The following is a 13865-nucleotide window of genomic DNA, read 5'->3' on the forward strand; positions in this document are numbered from 1 at the left end:
CGAGGAGTACGGCACCTCGTCCCGGAGTACGACGCTCTGCCCGAGACCGACGCGAGTCCCGAGGAAGCCGCCGCCGTGCGCGGGTCTCGCGGGCGCACGAGACGATCGTGCTGCCGCGCGGGCTCCTCGCCACGACCGACATGGGCCTCGACCTCGTGCGCTTCTGGCGTTCGTCCGGCGCGGGTCTCCGCCTCACGCAGGAAGTCGTGCTGCCGAAGGGCAGCGGACCGCGCCACGGGGTGTGGCATCCGTCCGGCCATCTCTACGTCGTGACCGAGCTCAGCCGCGAGGTCTTCGTCCTGACCCCGGATGCCGAGGGCCGCTGGCGCGTCGTCTCGGGTGAGCCCCTGCTCGGCACGCTCGAGGGCGACACCGCCGCCGAACTGAGCACGAGCCGCGACGGCACGGTGCTCTACGCGGGCGTCCGCGGCAGTGACACGATCGGCGTGCTCGCCGTCCGCGGCGCGGGCGAGGCGCTGCAGTTCACCGCGCTCGCGGAGGCCGGAACGCATTGGCCGCGGCACCACGTCGTGGTCAACGACACGCTGCTCGTGGCCGGTCAGCTCGCCGACGAGATCGTGTCGCTCCCGCTCGACGCCCGCACGGGCGTCCCGGGCCGCGTGCGCCACCGTACGGCGTCCCCCTCGCCGACGCGCCTGTTGCCGATGCGCTGAGCGGGGTGCGGACGGCCGAGCCGCGGTCGCGCGGTGTCACGGTCGTGCAGCCTGGAGATAGGTCAGGACTGCTCGGACGCGGCGGTTCTCCTCGACCGGGCCGAGGCCGAGCTTGGCGAAGATGTTGCCGATGTGTTTGCTCACGGCGGCATCGGTGAGGAAGAGAACGCCGGCGATATCGGCGTTCGACCGTCCGTCGGCCATGAGCGCGAGCACCTCCCGTTCCCGCGCTGTGAGGCCGTCGAGGGGTCCCGCGAGGGATTCGCTGAGAAGGTGCTGCACCACATCGGGGTCGATGACCGTTCCACCCGATGCGACGGTCTCGAGCGCGGACGCGAAGTCCCGGATGCGGTTCACGCGGTCTTTCAGTAGGTAGCCGATCGCGCCTTCGGGGAGGGTGAGGAGCTCGCGGGCATAGGTGTCGGCGATGTACTGCGAAAGAACCATGACGGGCTGGGACGGATGAAAGGTCCTGATCTCGAGAGCGGCGCGGAGCCCATCGTCGCCGTGGCCCGGTGGCATCCGCACATCGGTGAGGACGAGGTCGGGCGGTTCCTCGGATTCGGTGAGCTGGTCGAACGCCTCGAGGAGTCCAGGCGCGCTCTGCGCCGTTCTGGCGATGGTGTGGCCCAGCCGTTCCAGGAGAGCGGTCAACGCTTCGCGCAGCAGCGCGGAGTCCTCAGCGAGCAGAAGACGCACGCTGCTCACCGCTCTCGGTGAGGACCGGGAGCCTAGCGTTCAGAGTCGTCGGTCCTCCTTGTGGGCTGACGATCGTGAACTGTCCGCCGAGGGTGTCGGCGCGCTCACGCAATCCGCGGAGTCCGGTACCGGCTTGCTCGTCCGCGCCGCCCTGCCCGTCGTCGGTGACGGTCACGGTGAGCGTCTCCTCCTCGACACGGGCGTGGACGATCAGCCGGGTCGCATCGGTGTGCTTGGCGGCGTTGCTGATCGCCTCGGTGACGAGGTAGTACGCGGCAGTCTCCACCGACGACGGGAGCCTGCCGAAGTCCGCAACGTCGAGGCTGAGGGGGACCGGGGTGCGGTCGGCCAGTTCGGCCAGGGCGGGGCGGAGCCCGTGATCGGTGAGGATGGCGGGATGGATGCCGCGCACGGTGTTGCGCAGTGTGGCCATCGCGCGCTCCGCTTGGCCCTGCGCCGCGTCGAGGGCATCGCGGGCCGAACCGGTGGCCGTGCCACGCGCGGCGAGGTCGTCCAGTTCGAGGCTGACCATGCCGAGCCGGGCGGCGAGGGTGACGAGCTCCTGCTGCACGCCGTCGTGCAGGTCCCGTTCGATGCGTCGGCGCTCGGCCTCGAACGCTGCGACGAGCGTCGACCTCGACTGGACGAGTCGTTCCACGTTGCGGGCGAGTTCCCGGTGGCGGGGACCGCACAGCATCCGGAGGAGCGTTGCCTGCGCGGCGGCGAGCACCGCATTCAGATAGGCGAACACGAACAGGGCGAACAGAGCGATCGGGACGACCAGCCACCAGTTGTCGGGTCCCACGACGATGCGCATATCGGCGAACAGGGTGATGCGGTTGGGGCCACGGGCTCCCGAAAGACCGACGAAGACGAAAACGACCAGGCACACTCCCTGAACGAACAGAACAGCCAGTGCCACCCAGCCGAGCACCAGATCGATCACCAGCCCGGCTGACTCCCGCCAGGTGGCCCCTTCGTTCACGCGCACGGCGAGCCAGATGTGACGCTGCTCGCGCGTGAGAGGCACGTGCCCCGACGTCTGGCGAGGGAAGCCGAGGAGGCGGGTGCGGCGGCGTTCGAGCGCACCGATGGCGATGCCCCACAGCGGCAGGAGCAGGAACGTCGCGATCATCGCGGGCAGCAGGACGACACCGATCGCCGCGCTCGCCAACAGGTAGACGAACGCGAGCCACGGCCATCGGCTGAACAGAAAACGCCACGGCCGACGCATCAGCGCGTGCCACGCGTTTCCGGGTCTCATGGAGGCAACCCTACGGAGGCATGCGCTCGCGGGTCCGCGCCTTCGACGAAGAGTAGAGCCAGGTCTACCTCGACTTTCCACCTCGCTCCCTCGTGATCACCCGTGCCGACGGATCGGATGAGGGCGTGACCGATCCGATTCTTCGTGCCGAGAACCTTCGGAAGACCTTCCCGGCAGCCCGCAGGAAGGAACCCCCCGTGCCGGTGCTGCGCGGAATCTCGCTCGATATCGAGCCCGGCGAGATGGTCAGCATCGTCGGCCCCTCCGGCTCCGGCAAATCCACGCTGCTCTACTGCCTCTCCGGACTCGAGCCCTTCGAATCGGGGTCGGTCCGTCTCGTCGGACGTGAAGTGGGCAGCCTCGCTCGCGGCGCCCTCGCGACGCTTCGTCGCGATCACGTCGGCTTCGTGTTCCAGTCCTACAACCTCATTCCGTCCCTCACCGTACGGCAGAACATCGCGCTGCCCGTTCTCCTCGCGCGGCGGCGGGTGAGTGGCGCGGATGTCGACCGAGCGCTCCTCGACGTCGGATTGTCCGATCGCGGCGGGCATCGCCCGGGACAGATCTCCGGCGGTCAGCAGCAGCGCGTCGCGCTCGCCCGCGTGCTCGCTCTGCGACCGGACATCGTGTTCGCCGATGAGCCGACCGGCTCGCTCGACACGGCCACGGGGGCCGACGTGCTGCAGCTCCTGCGCGCGTCAGCCGACGACGGCCGATCGGTCGTCGTCGTCACCCACGACCTCGAGGCCGCATCGCTCGCTGACCGCGTGCTCGTCTTGCGTGACGGCCTGATCCACGGCGAACTACGCGCGCCCACGCCGGAACGGGTTCTCGAGGCGATCGCGCTCGCCGGGGGAACGTCGTGATCCGGCTCGTCCTGTCGGACCTCACCATGAATGCGCGAGTGTGGCTCGGTGTCCTGACCGTCACTGTCGCCACCGGTGCGGTCGGCGCGATCGCCGCCGGCCTCCTCGAGACCGGAAGTGCCCATGGTGGACGAGTCCAGGAGGGACTCGCCGGCGCCACCGCCGCCGTCATCCTCTTCACCGCGGTCACCGCGCTCATCGTGCTCAACGGCACCGCCGACCAGACCGTCGCCCTTCAGCAGCGCGGCTACGCCCTTTGGCAGCTCGTCGGCATTCGGCCCGCGTTCGTCGCTCTGGTCGTCCTCACGCAACTCGGCATCGTCGGCGCCGTCGGCGCGCTCGTCGGCTGCCTCGTCGCCATCCCGACCTTCCCGTCACTCTTCCGGTGGGTGTTCCGTGAGTGGCCCGATATGCGGGGGATCAGCCCTCATCTGGGTCCCGGTGGCGTGCTCGTCGTGGTGACTGCGGTGGCCCTCGTGGTGCTGGTCGGCGGGATCCGAGGAGCACGGCACGCCAGCCGCACGCCGCCAATCACGGCGCTGCGCGACCCGGAACCCCCACGAGTCACGATGGGATGGCCCCGCGTCGTCCTCACCGCTGCTGCCCTCGGCGGCACGATCACACTCGCGGTGAACCTCGACGGCGACGCCTCCCTCTCGGCGTTCTCCGGCCAGGCCATCCTGCTGACCCCTCTCATCGCCGGCACTCTCGCCGCAGCCGGACCGCTCGTCTTCCCGTCGGTGCTCCGCGCGTGGACATCGCTCATCCCGCCGAGCGCATCGGCATCCTGGTTCTTGGCTCGCACTTCCGCCCGATATCGACTCAGTCAGTCCAGCGCGGCGGTCGGACCGCTCATGGTGGCGATCGCCCTCGCCGGCGGTCTCTACACCACGGGTGCGACACTCGCGGCGGCCCAAGCCGCGCGAACCGGTAGGAGTGAGGGATTCGACTTGGCTCCCGAGAGCGTCGTGATCCTGCTGGGCGGTCCGCTGCTGCTCTCGGCGGTCACGGCCGCGGCGACCGTGTTCATGTCTGCACACGCCCGCGAGCGGGAGTTCGCCCTCATCCAAGCAGCCGGTTCTACCCGGGGCGCGATACTCCTCACGGCGCTCTGGGAAGCCATGATCTACGCCGTCACCGCCGCGTTGCTCGGCACCGTCGCGACGATCCTCGGTGGCTTCGTCATCGCCGCCGAATTGTCTCTTCCGTTCTCGACGGTGTCGTTCGCGACGATCGGCTGGGTCGCGGGTGGAGGCTTCGTCCTCATCCTCGCCGCAATCGTCGTTCCGACGACGGCGGCCCTGCGGCACGAGTTGCCCCGCACGCTGGCGACCGAGTAGGCCTACGGGGCCCCGGTGGTATCGACGCGGCTGCTCCCGATGCGCTGAGCGTGTTGCGGCGGCAGGGAAGTCGCCGGAGATTTGATCGCCGCGATGCTAGCCTGGTGCGACACCCCCGGACGCTTCGGCTACCGGTTAGAAGGCCCCGCTTCCGCGGGGCCTTCGGATTTTCTGCACCAATGCTCCGGGCGATGCAGTGTCTGACGTCCTTGTGTGATCACATCGGGCAGTTGGCTGGACGTCAGCGCATCCTGGGTCACGCAGGCTACGAGGGCGGGCTCGGTGTGTTTCAGCGCCTTGCTCTGGCGCACCGTCGGCAGGGGACTGATCCACCCGACCGAGACGCCCAACTCTTCCTGGAGCGTCCGGATGGTTGTCACTTGGTCGGAGTCGTTGGTCAACAAGCAGTACAGATCAGCTGCGCCGCGGTGAGCGTCGAGAATCATCCGCACCGCGAGGTTGACGTCAGAGCCCTTCTCCTCCGTCTTCCTCACGGGCACACGAACGAGGGCTCCGTCCGGGCCGAGTTCCGCGGGGTGCTTGGGCATCAAGCGCTGATCAACGCGATACGTGCCGTAGTGAGAAGTGACGCGTCCTGTCGCCTCCAGCGCCCGGATGTACGTCTGCTGGCGAATGGGTCCCTGCGGGTCGTCGCCTACTCCCGCGCGGACCAACGCGGTGAAGTAGTGAACGTGTAGAACGCGGTGCTCAGGCAGAAGCCGGTCGATCAGAGCCGGAATGTCCAGCCATCTGGCCTCTGGGTATCGCTCCAGGCACTGTCGGTAGAGGTTGAATCCATCGACATAGACGATGGCGGTGGGGCGTTCCGGGGCTGGCATGCGGCGGAGTCTAGGGTCGGCTCACCCTCGAGATCCGTTCCTGTGGATAACCCTGTCCAGGCCCGATGCGCTGAGCCCCTACTTCTTGGCATCCTGTCGCGGGATGATGATCTGCTTCACGATCAGCAGCAGCGAGGCCGTCACGGGGATCGCTACGAGGGCGCCGAGCAGGCCCAGGAGCGTTCCGCCGACGAGCGCGCCGATGACGACGAGCGACCCCGGGACGGAGATGGTGCGGCTCATCACGCGCGGCGTCAGCACATATGCCTCGACCTGCATGTACACCAGGTAGACCACGGCGAAGATGAGGCCGGCGGTCGGGTCGACGATGAGGGTGAACACCGTGGCGGTCGCCCAGAAGAGCACGGAACCGACGAGCGGGATCAGGGTGATGCCGAAGGCGAGCGCCGCGAGCAGCGCCGCGAACGGCTGTCCGACGATCGTCAGGACGATGAACCCGAAGACCGCGTTGATCAGTGCCAGCACGACCATGCCGGACAGATAGCCGCCGACCGAGTCGGTGATCTGACCGGTCATCTCCGACACCGTCTCGCGGTTGCGGGCGGGGGTGAGGCGCACGAGCGAGTTCTTCATCGACGGCAGGGATGCCAGGAAGTACAGGCTCAGCACGAGCACGATGATCGCGCCGGAGATTCCCGTAGCGATGTCGATCCCGACGTGGAGCAGTCCGCCGCCGATCGCCGTCAGGTTGGCCGGGTTGGTGAAGAACGTCTGCACCTCTTTGAGGATGTCGCCGAGGCTGTCACCGAAGTTCGTCTCGACCCACTTCACGGCATCGCTGTTGATGGCGTCGTTGATGAAGTTCGGGAGATCCGAGACGAACTGCGAGATCTGCCGCACGACCGGGGGAATCAACAACCACAGGGCCCCGGCCAGAACGACGGCGAGCCCGCCGAACACGATGACGATGGCCCACGCCCGCGAGATGCCGCGTCGCACGAGTCGCCGCACGATCGGGTCGAGCGCGAGCGCGATGAACAGCGCGATCGCGATGTAGATGAGCACGGTCGAGAGGTTCGACAGCGCGAGCCCCAGGAGGATGGCCGTCAGCCCGCCGAGGGTGAGGAAGAACCCGGCGGCGTAGGGCCGGGCGATCGCCGACCACACGGGGCGGTCACGGGACGTCACCTCGCCGGCGTTGGCGCCGACGGCGGAGGGATCGGGGTGCGACGAGCGGCTCATGGTCACACTGTAGGGGTCCGCGGTCGCGCACCGCGGGGCGCGATAGGGTCGCATCCGGAGGACCCATGACCGACGCCGACCCGACCACGATCCTGCAGGGCCTGCGGGGCAGCATCGACAACATCGACGCCGCGCTGATCTTCCTGCTCGCCGAGCGCTTCCGCTGCACCAAGCAGGTCGGCGTTCTCAAAGCGGAGCACGGGATGCCGGCATCCGATCCGGCCCGCGAAGAGCAGCAGATCGCGCGGCTGAAGCGTCTGGCGGGCGAGGCCGACCTCGATCCCGAGTTCGCGGAGAAGTGGTTCAACTTCGTCGTCGCCGAGGTCATCCGGCACCACCGGTCCGCCGCCGGCGCGCCCGCCGACGACTGACGCGACACGCCCGGGCGTTCCAGCGCGAGCAGCGCCGCGCGGCGCGGAGCCACGCGCCCGCGCGTGCCATGAGCGGCAGGGGAAAGCAAGCCGCTGCCCGGTTTGCCAGGCGATCCATCAGCGTGAAACGGTAGAGGAGGCCCCTTGCGGGGCCGCCCACCCGACCAGTCCGCGGTCGCCGGTGCCGACTCGGGGGAGTCGCGCCGCGAGCGTACGGTCGGCGGCCAGGACCCGGATCCGACATCCGGTGTCGGAGCGCTCGCACCCCCGGTGAGCGCCGGACGGCTGCCACCCGGGCGTGACCGATGCGGCCACCCGAGGCCGCCCAGGTGCACACAGTGACCCCTCCGTCTGCCACTCCGCATGCCATCGCGGCCAAGAACCTCTTTAAGGTCTTCGGCCGCTCCCCACAGTCCGCCGTCGACAAGCTCCGCGCCGGCGCGCGGCGCGACCAGCTCGGCGACACCGGAACCGCCGCCGTCATCGACGCGAGTTTCGACGTGAAGCCCGGCGAGATCTTCGTGATCATGGGCCTTTCCGGCTCCGGGAAATCCACCATCATCCGCATGCTCAACGGCCTGCACGACGCCACGGCCGGCACCGTCGAGGTGCAGGGCGACCCGCTCACCGGCGTGAGCCCCGCCCGCATGCGCAGCCTGCGGCGCGAGCGCATCGCGATGGTGTTCCAGCACTTCGCGCTGCTGCCCCACCGCACGGTGGCAGCGAACGTCGCGTACCCGCTCGAGATCCGCGGCGTCGGCAAGGCCGAGCGCCTCGCGAAGGCGAACGAGATCCTCGCGCTCGTGGGGCTCGAGGGCTGGGGCGACAAGCTCCCCTCGGCCCTGTCCGGCGGGATGCAGCAGCGCGTCGGCATCGCCCGCGCGCTCGCCGCCGACACCGACATCCTGCTCATGGACGAGGCGTTCAGCGCACTCGATCCGCTCATCCGCCGCGAGATGCAGGAGCAGCTCCTCGAGCTGCAGCGGACGCTGAAGAAGACGATCGTCTTCATCACCCACGACCTCAACGAGGCGATGTTCCTCGGCGACCGCATCGCGGTCATGCGCGACGGGCGGATCGTCCAGATCGGCACGCCCGAGGACATCCTCACCGACCCCGCCAACGACTACGTCGAGCAGTTCGTGCAGGACGTCGACCGCGCCCGCGTGCTCACGGCGGCGAACGTCATGGAGCGTCCCCGTCCCCGAGTGGATGCCGCCGCCGGCCCGCGCACGGCCCTGCGCCAGATGCGCGACGCCTACATGTCGGCCGTGTACGTCACCGACCGCGACCGGAAGCTCCTCGGCATCGTCACCGACCGGGATGCCGTGAAGCTCGTGCGCGCGGGGGAGAGCTCGCTGCTCGGACGGCTCAAGCCCGTGCCGCAGAGCGTCCGCGAGGACGAGGTGCTCATGAACCTGTTCGTGCCCGCCGTCGAATCGCCGCTGCCGCTGGCCGTCGTGGATGCCGAGGGACGCCTCACGGGCGTCATCCCGCGCGTCACCCTGCTCGCGGCACTCGGCCCCGGACCCACCGCCACCGAGGAGATCACCGTCCTCCCGCAGCCCGTGCCGTCGGCCGAGATCGACGCGGTGCTGGCCGATGCGGGTGATGCCTCCCACCCGGTGGCATCCGGAATCGAGGGGGTGCGCTGATGGACGGGTTCCGTATCCCTGTCGGCACGTGGGTCGACGCGGGCGTCGATTGGCTCCGCGACAACCTGTCCGGTCTGTTCGACGTCGTCGCCGTGGTTGTCCGCTTCCTCGTCGTGGGCCTCAGCGACGTGCTGCTGGCCGCGCCGATCATCGTCGTGATCGTCGTCGCCGCCCTGCTCGCGTGGTTCCTTCGCTCGTGGAAGCTCGCCGTCGGCACGGTCGTCGGCTTTGCGCTGATCCTCGCCATGGGGCAGTGGGTGACCGCGATGCAGACCCTCGCGCTCGTCGTCGTGGCGGCGGCCGTCGCGGTGGCGATCTCGGTGCCGCTCGGCATCTGGTCGGCCCGCAACCCGGCGGTCCGGGCCGTGATGAAGCCGGTCCTCGACTTCATGCAGACGATGCCCGCGTTCGTGTACCTCATCCCCGCGATCACCTTCTTCAGCATCGGCGTCGTCCCCGGCGTCGTCGCGACGGTGATCTTCGCGCTTCCGCCCGGCGTGCGGCTGACCGAACTCGGCATCCGGGGAGTGGATGCCGAGACCGTCGAGGCCGGACACGCGTTCGGCGCCACGCCCGGGCAGATCCTCCGTGGCATCCAGCTCCCGCTCGCGATGCCGACGATCATGGCCGGGGTCAACCAGGTCATCATGCTCGCGCTGTCGATGGCGGTCGTGGCCGGCATGGTCGGGGCCGACGGCCTCGGCAAGGAGGTCGTGCAGTCGATCTCGACGGTGAACCTGCCCAAGGGCGTCGAGGCCGGGCTGAGCGTGGTGATCCTCGCGGTCTACCTCGACCGCCTGACCGCCGCCCTCGGCACGCGCGCCGCGAACACGTCGTCGCTCCTGGCTGCGCTGGGCCGCCGGCGCGGTCCCGGCGTTCCGGCGAGCCCGGAGGGCGATGCCGCAACCGATGCGGAGCGTCAGGTCGCCTCCCCCCGCCGCGCCCCGATCACGACCGGCGCGTAGCCCCTTGCGTGAGTCGCCAGGATTTGTCGCCTGCACGGCACCGGTGGCGACAAATCTCGGCGACTCAGGCGAGAACGAAACGACATACGAAACCAGAAAGAGAGCATTCACATGAACAAGCGACACCTCACCGCAACCCTCGCCCTCGGCGCCGTCAGCGCGCTCGCGCTCGCAGGCTGCGCGAGCGGCAACCAGGCCGAGGGCGGCTCGGGCGAGGGCGGCGGCAAGGGCACGATCACGCTCGGCTTCCTGCCCTCGTGGACCGACGGCCTCAGCACCGCGTACCTCCTCGAGGACCAGCTCGAGAAGCTCGGCTACACCGTCAAGATGCAGACGCTCACCGAGGCCGGCCCGCTCTACGCCGGGCTCGCGCAGGGCGACGTCGACATCTACCCGTCGGCGTGGCCCGAGCTGACCCACAAGTCCTACATGGACACCTACGGCGACGCGATCGAAGACCTCGGCTCGTACTACGACAACGCGAAGCTCACGATCGCGGTGCCCAGCTACGTCGACATCGACTCGATCGACCAGCTCCAGGCGAACGCGGGCCGCTTCGACGGCAAGATCTACGGCATCGAGCCGGGCGCGGGCCTGACGAAGCAGACGCAGGAGACGATGCTCCCCGGCTACGGTCTCGACGGCGACTTCGAGCTCGTGACCTCGTCGACGGCGGCGATGCTCACCGAGCTCGACAACGCGATCGCGGCGCAGAAGGACATCGCGGTGACCCTGTGGCGTCCGTTCTGGGCCAACGACGCGTACGACGTGAAGGACCTCGCCGACCCGCAGGGCCTCATGGGCGACCCGGAGAAGCTCCACTTCCTCGGCACGGCCGGCTTCGCCTCGACTTATCCGGATGCCGCTGAGCTCATCGCCGGCATCCAGCTCGACGATGCGCAGTACGGCTCGCTCGAAGACCTCGTCGTCAACGAGTACGGCGAGGGTCGCGAAGCCGAGGCCGTCGACGCGTGGCTCGAGCAGAACCCCGCCGCGTACCCCACGCAGCGCTGATCCTCCTCGAGAGCCCCTTCCGCGTCAGGCGGAGGGGGCTTTCGCGATCGCGCGCGCGGCGGTGAAGCTGGTGCGGAAGCCCGGGTGTCCCGCCGGCATCGCGAGGATCGAGTCGGGGGTGCGCCCACGGAGCTGGGGGAAGCCGGCATCCGCCACGAGCTCGTCGTCGAGCGCCTCGAGCTCGGCGGTCACCAGCGGCCACGGCTCGTGGGTGTTCGCGGCCCAGATCGTGCGGCCGAGGTGCCGCTCGTGAAAGCCCCAGCGCGCGGTGAGGAACCGCGACAGCGGGGTGTCGACCGGGTCGGTACCGAGGCGCGCCCGCACGCGGGTGCCCGGATGCCGCCCGCCGTGCCGCCGCGACCGGTACTCGATGTGCGGCCCGTCGGTGCGCACCCCCGCGCGCGCCCAGCGGTACGGCAGCCCGAACAACGCGCGCGCCGCGAGCACGGGCGCGAGGTGCTCGGCCTCGAGCGTGCGGAAGACGACACCGCGCCGACCGGCGTCGTCCACGGCGTAGGTGCGGACGTTGATCTCGGTGAACGTCCCGAGCAGCGGCACCGGGGGCAGTGGCAGGAACCGGAACTCGCTCAGCACGAACGGCACGAGCCCCACCCACGCCGAACCGTCGTGCACGTCGGGCCGGGTTCCGGCGGGCAGCATCGGCGCGACCTCGGCCGGATCGACCCGCCAGTGCACGAACACGGCGCGGTTCCACCGCTGCTCGATGACGGCGCGGCCGGGGAGGGCGGGGGCGTGGCGTTCGACAGGCACGGGCCGATTCTCGCCCCGACGCCTTTGCGCGGAGGGACACTGGACACATGCCCCCCTCATCTGCTGCGGACCCTCGGCTCGTGGCATCCATCCGCTCCCTGCTCGCGCAGCGAGCCGAGGGTGCCACGATCTGCCCTTCGGAGGCGGCGCGCGCGGTCGGCGGCGACGAGTGGCGCGACCTCATGCAGCCGGCGCGGGATGCCGCGCGCGAACTGGTCGACGCGGGCGAGGTCGAGGTGACGCAGCGTGGCGAGGTCGTCGACGTGACGACGGCGCGGGGTCCCGTGCGGATCCGCCGCGCACGCTGACGCCGAATCTCGCAGATTCGCCCGAATCTCGCAGATTCTGACGCGGAATCTGCGAGTTCGGCCGGATCCTGCGAGGAACCGTCGCGTCAGACCGCCGGCTCGGGCGGAGCCGCCGACGGCAACTCGAGCGCGACCTTCTTCTCGAGGTTCTCGACCGCGTCGTCGCTGAGCCAGATGAGGCCGTCGAGCTCCTGCCGCACGCGGCGGTACGCGACCTGCCGTTCGTTGGGCGTGGCGGCCTGGTCGACGGCGACGCCGAGGAGTTGTTGCGCCGTCTCGAGGCGCTTGCGCTCCTCGGGCGTGAACGCCGCAGTCTTGACGCGCCGCGCGTCGCGCTCGGCGAGTTCGAACGCGACCTCGTAGTCGGTCACCGCGTCGCGGTACTCCTTGAGCCGCTCGGGTGTCGGGGTCTCGCCCGCCGTTGGGCGCAGCGTGTCCGCGACCTTCTTCGCGCGCAGGAACGCGGCGGTCAGCGGCTGCCGCCCGTCGCTCATCGCGGGGTACGAGATGAGCTTCGCGACGTCGAGCTCGTAGTCGAGCCAGCGGTGCGTGACGTCGTCGTGCCGCGCCTGCACGCGCGCCAGGTCGTCGCCCACGGCGGGCACCGCGGCGGGCGGGGCGGGAGTGGATGCCACGACCCCGCCGCCCTGCACGCGGATCAGTTCGAGCTGCTCGCGGTGCCGTCGCCGGGCGGCGACTTCGCGCTGCTTCGAGATGCGGCCGACCGCCGCCATCGTCATGCCGAAGAGCGGGAAGACGAGCCACCAGTAGCTGCCCGCGAACTCCATCATGTTGCTCACGGTGCCACGCTACGCGTCCGGATCATGCTTGCGCCCGCGTTTGCTCGTGCGTTCGCTCCACGAGGTGGATGCCGCCCGCCCCATGTTCTCGATCGACCAGGCGAGCGCGCGCTGGGCCTGCTCGGCCCAATCGGATGCCATCCGGCCCCACGCGTCGGTGGAGGCGGGACCGGGACGGTCGTCGCGACCGTGGCGCGCGGCCCGCTCCGCGCGTTCGAACGCCTGGGTCAGCGCGCGAACGGCGTCACGGTACGCGAGGAAGTCCGCCGGCTCGAGGCGCGCGGTCGGGGAGGACGGCCGCAGCCACTGCGCGCGTTCGTGCGCGCGGAGGAACTCCGCGAGGAGCGGTGATTTCGGGTCGCTCATCACGGGGAAGTCGATCGCGAGCGCCGGGTCGGTCTCGTACGCCATCCAGCGGACGAGGACCGCGTCGTGCTCCCCGAGCAGCCGCGCCACCGGGAGGGGCGCGCTGCCCGCGCGGATCGCGGGGAGCAGCGCCTTCGCCGCGCGCACGCCCGCACGTCGGGCACGCACCTCGGCCGCGGCGGCGCGCAGTTCGCGCTGCGCGCCGACCAGTCGCTCCCGCGCCCTGGACACGGCATCCGGCGAGACTCGGGATGCCGCCCGCTCGGCCTGCGCGCGCATGACCTCGGCATCCGCGATCTTCACCTCGGCGCGACCGCGCGTGACCGCGTGCCGGGCGTGCTGCAGGTCGAGGACCGCGGCATCCAGTTCCAGGCGCCGCGCGGCGGACTTGCTCATCGGGCGGTTCGCCCACGCCCGCGCGGCGCGGTCGGTCGTGGAGGCTCCGGCGGGGAGGGCGCGGCGGCGCGTGCTGCGCACGCCGATCCAGCCGACGGTGCCGGCCCCGGCCGCGGCCGGGCCGATCCACCACCACTCGGCCATCAGCGCTAGGAGCGGTTCCACGCCCTCATGCTACGTCGCGGCGATGGATCGCGTGGCGTCGGCTGCGCGGACTCCGGCCGGACACACGGAGGGCGTTCGCGAATCGAGAACGGTCGTTCGCGACCTGTGCATTGAGCCCTTCGCGGCCACGGCCGAAGCTGGAGACCCGCACCGAACCCGAGCCGAAGTG

15 protein-coding genes are annotated in these 13865 nt (G+C 70.2%); 8 read left to right on the forward strand and 7 right to left on the reverse strand.

Annotation, left to right across the window (positions count from 1 at the left end):
• Positions 1-107: 107 nt before the first annotated feature.
• A complete protein-coding gene (locus I5G_RS21320; protein ID WP_022878559.1) occupies positions 108-674 on the forward strand; it encodes a beta-propeller fold lactonase family protein in 567 nt (188 codons plus the stop codon).
• Between the two features lie 36 nt (positions 675-710).
• On the opposite strand, the gene I5G_RS07835 is transcribed toward I5G_RS21320, so the two are convergent.
• Both I5G_RS07835 and I5G_RS21325 read right to left on the reverse strand, forming a co-directional pair.
• Positions 711-1373 (reverse strand): response regulator transcription factor, encoded by a 663-nt coding sequence (locus tag I5G_RS07835; protein WP_026095754.1) that lies wholly within the window; start codon positions 1371-1373, stop codon positions 711-713.
• The gene (locus I5G_RS21325; RefSeq protein WP_022878561.1) at positions 1354-2637 is read right to left on the reverse strand and encodes a sensor histidine kinase; all 1284 of its coding nucleotides are present in this window, start codon (positions 2635-2637) and stop codon (positions 1354-1356) included. Before I5G_RS21325 ends, I5G_RS07835 begins: the two co-directional genes overlap by 20 nt.
• Positions 2638-2834: 197 nt before the next feature.
• Between I5G_RS21325 and I5G_RS07845 the strand changes: the two genes are divergently transcribed.
• Both I5G_RS07845 and I5G_RS07850 read left to right on the forward strand, forming a co-directional pair.
• On the forward strand, positions 2835-3503 hold the full coding sequence (locus I5G_RS07845) for an ABC transporter ATP-binding protein (protein WP_204365547.1): 669 nt from the start codon (positions 2835-2837) through the stop codon (positions 3501-3503).
• Positions 3500-4843, forward strand: a complete 1344-nt coding sequence (locus I5G_RS07850; protein WP_022878563.1) for an FtsX-like permease family protein — start codon at positions 3500-3502, stop codon at positions 4841-4843. The genes I5G_RS07845 and I5G_RS07850 overlap by 4 nt, the downstream gene beginning before the upstream one ends.
• Positions 4844-4971: 128 nt before the next feature.
• Here the strand turns inward: I5G_RS07850 and I5G_RS21330 are convergent, their stop codons facing one another.
• Together I5G_RS21330 and I5G_RS21335 are read right to left on the reverse strand one after the other, a co-directional pair.
• Entirely contained in the window at positions 4972-5682 is a 711-nt protein-coding gene (locus tag I5G_RS21330; RefSeq protein ID WP_022878564.1) for an NYN domain-containing protein, read from the reverse strand.
• Between the two features lie 78 nt (positions 5683-5760).
• Entirely contained in the window at positions 5761-6885 is a 1125-nt protein-coding gene (locus tag I5G_RS21335; protein ID WP_239642512.1) for an AI-2E family transporter, read from the reverse strand.
• A gap of 65 nt (positions 6886-6950) precedes the next feature.
• Here I5G_RS21335 and I5G_RS07865 point away from each other — a divergent pair, with 65 nt between their 5' ends.
• From I5G_RS07865 to I5G_RS07880, 4 genes are all read left to right on the forward strand, one after another.
• On the forward strand, positions 6951-7256 hold the full coding sequence (locus I5G_RS07865) for a chorismate mutase (protein ID WP_022878566.1): 306 nt from the start codon (positions 6951-6953) through the stop codon (positions 7254-7256).
• A gap of 305 nt (positions 7257-7561) precedes the next feature.
• Entirely contained in the window at positions 7562-8911 is a 1350-nt protein-coding gene (locus tag I5G_RS07870) for a glycine betaine/L-proline ABC transporter ATP-binding protein (protein WP_051038699.1), read from the forward strand.
• A complete protein-coding gene (locus tag I5G_RS21340; RefSeq protein WP_022878568.1) occupies positions 8911-9876 on the forward strand; it encodes a proline/glycine betaine ABC transporter permease in 966 nt (321 codons plus the stop codon). The genes I5G_RS07870 and I5G_RS21340 overlap by 1 nt, the downstream gene beginning before the upstream one ends.
• Positions 9877-9987: 111 nt before the next feature.
• Positions 9988-10890 carry a glycine betaine ABC transporter substrate-binding protein gene (locus I5G_RS07880; protein ID WP_022878569.1) on the forward strand — a complete coding sequence of 301 codons (903 nt, stop codon included), beginning with the start codon at positions 9988-9990 and terminating at the stop codon, positions 10888-10890.
• A gap of 24 nt (positions 10891-10914) precedes the next feature.
• Here the strand turns inward: I5G_RS07880 and I5G_RS07890 are convergent, their stop codons facing one another.
• On the reverse strand, positions 10915-11661 hold the full coding sequence (locus tag I5G_RS07890; protein WP_022878570.1) for a YqjF family protein: 747 nt from the start codon (positions 11659-11661) through the stop codon (positions 10915-10917).
• Positions 11662-11708: 47 nt separating this feature from the next.
• Between I5G_RS07890 and I5G_RS07895 the strand changes: the two genes are divergently transcribed.
• Positions 11709-11969: a DUF3253 domain-containing protein gene (locus tag I5G_RS07895; protein ID WP_022878571.1), complete on the forward strand. Its 261-nt coding sequence runs from the start codon at positions 11709-11711 to the stop codon at positions 11967-11969.
• Positions 11970-12055: 86 nt separating this feature from the next.
• On the opposite strand, the gene I5G_RS07900 is transcribed toward I5G_RS07895, so the two are convergent.
• The gene (locus I5G_RS07900) at positions 12056-12760 is read right to left on the reverse strand and encodes a hypothetical protein (RefSeq protein ID WP_187288818.1); all 705 of its coding nucleotides are present in this window, start codon (positions 12758-12760) and stop codon (positions 12056-12058) included.
• 18 nt (positions 12761-12778) lie between these two features.
• On the reverse strand, positions 12779-13696 hold the full coding sequence (locus I5G_RS21345) for a hypothetical protein (RefSeq protein WP_148286439.1): 918 nt from the start codon (positions 13694-13696) through the stop codon (positions 12779-12781).
• Positions 13697-13865: the final 169 nt, after the last annotated feature.

The sequence above is a fragment of the Microbacterium sp. B19 genome (assembly GCF_000333395.1).
Taxonomy (GTDB): domain Bacteria; phylum Actinomycetota; class Actinomycetes; order Actinomycetales; family Microbacteriaceae; genus Microbacterium.

Coding starts and splice junctions, on each gene's coding strand:
- I5G_RS07900 (WP_187288818.1), bottom strand. CDS start 12,760: ATGATGGAGTTCGCGGGCAGCTACTGGTGGCTCGTCTTCCCGCTCTTC.
- I5G_RS07880 (WP_022878569.1), top strand. CDS start 9,988: ATGAACAAGCGACACCTCACCGCAACCCTCGCCCTCGGCGCCGTCAGC.
- I5G_RS21335 (WP_239642512.1), bottom strand. CDS start 6,885: ATGAGCCGCTCGTCGCACCCCGATCCCTCCGCCGTCGGCGCCAACGCC.
- I5G_RS07895 (WP_022878571.1), top strand. CDS start 11,709: ATGCCCCCCTCATCTGCTGCGGACCCTCGGCTCGTGGCATCCATCCGC.
- I5G_RS21330 (WP_022878564.1), bottom strand. CDS start 5,682: ATGCCAGCCCCGGAACGCCCCACCGCCATCGTCTATGTCGATGGATTC.
- I5G_RS21325 (WP_022878561.1), bottom strand. CDS start 2,637: ATGAGACCCGGAAACGCGTGGCACGCGCTGATGCGTCGGCCGTGGCGT.
- I5G_RS07865 (WP_022878566.1), top strand. CDS start 6,951: ATGACCGACGCCGACCCGACCACGATCCTGCAGGGCCTGCGGGGCAGC.
- I5G_RS07870 (WP_051038699.1), top strand. CDS start 7,562: ATGCGGCCACCCGAGGCCGCCCAGGTGCACACAGTGACCCCTCCGTCT.
- I5G_RS21340 (WP_022878568.1), top strand. CDS start 8,911: ATGGACGGGTTCCGTATCCCTGTCGGCACGTGGGTCGACGCGGGCGTC.